1 pseudogene is annotated in these 1979 nt (G+C 39.1%); it reads right to left on the reverse strand.

From position 1 onward, the window contains the following. Positions 1-1979 (reverse strand): annotated as a pseudogene (locus CD041_RS12325) (YSIRK signal domain/LPXTG anchor domain surface protein); the annotation flags it as partial.

Genomic DNA, 1979 nt, shown 5'->3' on the forward strand with positions numbered 1-1979 from the left:
ATTAGTTACTGTTACTGACGTTCCATCATGTCCATTTTCACCATGATCACCTTTATCACCTTTTGGCACAATAATTGAAGTGTTATCTGAGAAGACAACTTTACGGTCACCATTTGGTTCAATTGTATTACTAATAATAGTTATAGATTTGCCATCTTGGCCTTTGTCACCTTTTGGTATTGTAATTGATTTTCCATCTGTAAATGTTACAACTGTTTCTCCAGTAGGTTGTTTTGTAATGTTTTGAATACCAACTGATGTGCCGTCTTGACCTTTTGGTACAGTTAATGTTTTACCATCACTAAAATGAACAACTTTGTTTCCTGTTGTATCAGTGTCAATAGACGTAATGCTAATTGATGTGCCATTTTCACCTTTATCACCTTTAACACCTTTTGGTATCACGACTGTTGTATTATCTGAGAATACAAGTTTACGATCTCCGTTTGGTTCTTCTGTATTACTTGTGATTGTGATTGAACGACCATCAGCACCTTTTGCACCTACGTCACCTTTATCGCCTTTAGCGCCTTTTGGTATCGTCATTGTTTTACCGTCTGTAAAGGTTACAACTGTATCTCCATTTGCTTGTGGTGTAATTGTACGGATACCTATTGACGTACCATTTTGACCTTTTGGTATTGTAACTGATTTGCCGTCACTAAAATGAACTACTGTATTTCCAGCTGTATCTGTTCCTGTAGATGTGATACTGATAGATGTTCCGTTTTGACCATTTTCTCCACGATCACCTTTGTCTCCTTTTGGTATCACAACTGTTGTGTTATCTGAGAAGACAAGTTTACGATTTCCATTTGGTTCTACTGTATTACTAGTGATTGTGATTGAATGACCATCGGCACCTTTTGCACCTACATCACCTTTATCACCTTTCGCACCTTTTGGAATGATGACAGTTGTATTATCTGAGAACACAAGCTTACGGTCACCGTTTGCTTCTTCTGTATTACTTGTGATTGTGATTGAGCGGCCATCGGCACCTCGTGCACCTACGTCACCTTTATCACCTTTCGCACCTTTTGGTATCGTCATTGTTTTACCGTCTGTGAAGGTTACAACTGTATCTCCATTTGTTGCTGTGGTAATTGTTTTTACGCCAACTGATTGACCATCTTGACCTTTAGGTACTGTCATTGTTTTGCCATCTGTGAAGTGAACGACTTTATTGCCAACTGTATCAGTGTCAATTGTTGTAATTCCAATTGATGTACCATTATCACCTTTGTCGCCTTTATCCCCTTTTGCACCTTTTGGAATGATGACAGTAGTGTTATCTGAGAACACAAGTTTACGATCTCCATTTGGTTGTTCTGTATTACTTGTGATTGTGATTGAGCGACCATCTGCACCTCGTGCACCTACGTCACCTTTATCACCCTTCGCACCTTTTGGTATCGTCATTGTTTTACCATCTGTGAAGGTTACGACTATGTCACCATTTGCTTGTGGTGTAATTGTACGGATGCCTATTGATGTACCATTTTGACCTTTTGGTACTGTCATTGTTTTACCATCTGTAAAGTGAACAATATTATTACCTGCAGCATCTGTTTGAATATTTGTAATGCCTATTGATGTACCATCACGACCGTTATCACCTTTGTCGCCTTTAGCGCCTTTTGGTATCGTCATTGTTTTACCGTCTGTAAAGGTTACAACTGTGTCACCGTTTGTTTGTGGTGTAATTGTACGGATACCTATTGATGTACCATCTTGACCTTTAGGTATTGTCATTGTTTTGCCGTCTGTAAAGCGAACGACTTTATTTCCAGCTGAATCCGTGTCAATTGTTGTAATTCCAATTGATGTGCCATTTTCGCCTTTATCACCTTTTGGACCAGTCTCACCACGTTCGCCTCGGTCACCTTTTGGTCCTTTGATATTACCTTCATTAGTCCAGTTTCCACCTGATTTAACAAAGACATCACCTGTTACTGTATTGATGTATTTATCGCCAT

It is taken from the genome of Staphylococcus lugdunensis, from assembly GCF_002901705.1.
In the GTDB taxonomy this organism is placed as follows: Bacteria; Bacillota; Bacilli; order Staphylococcales; family Staphylococcaceae; genus Staphylococcus; species Staphylococcus lugdunensis.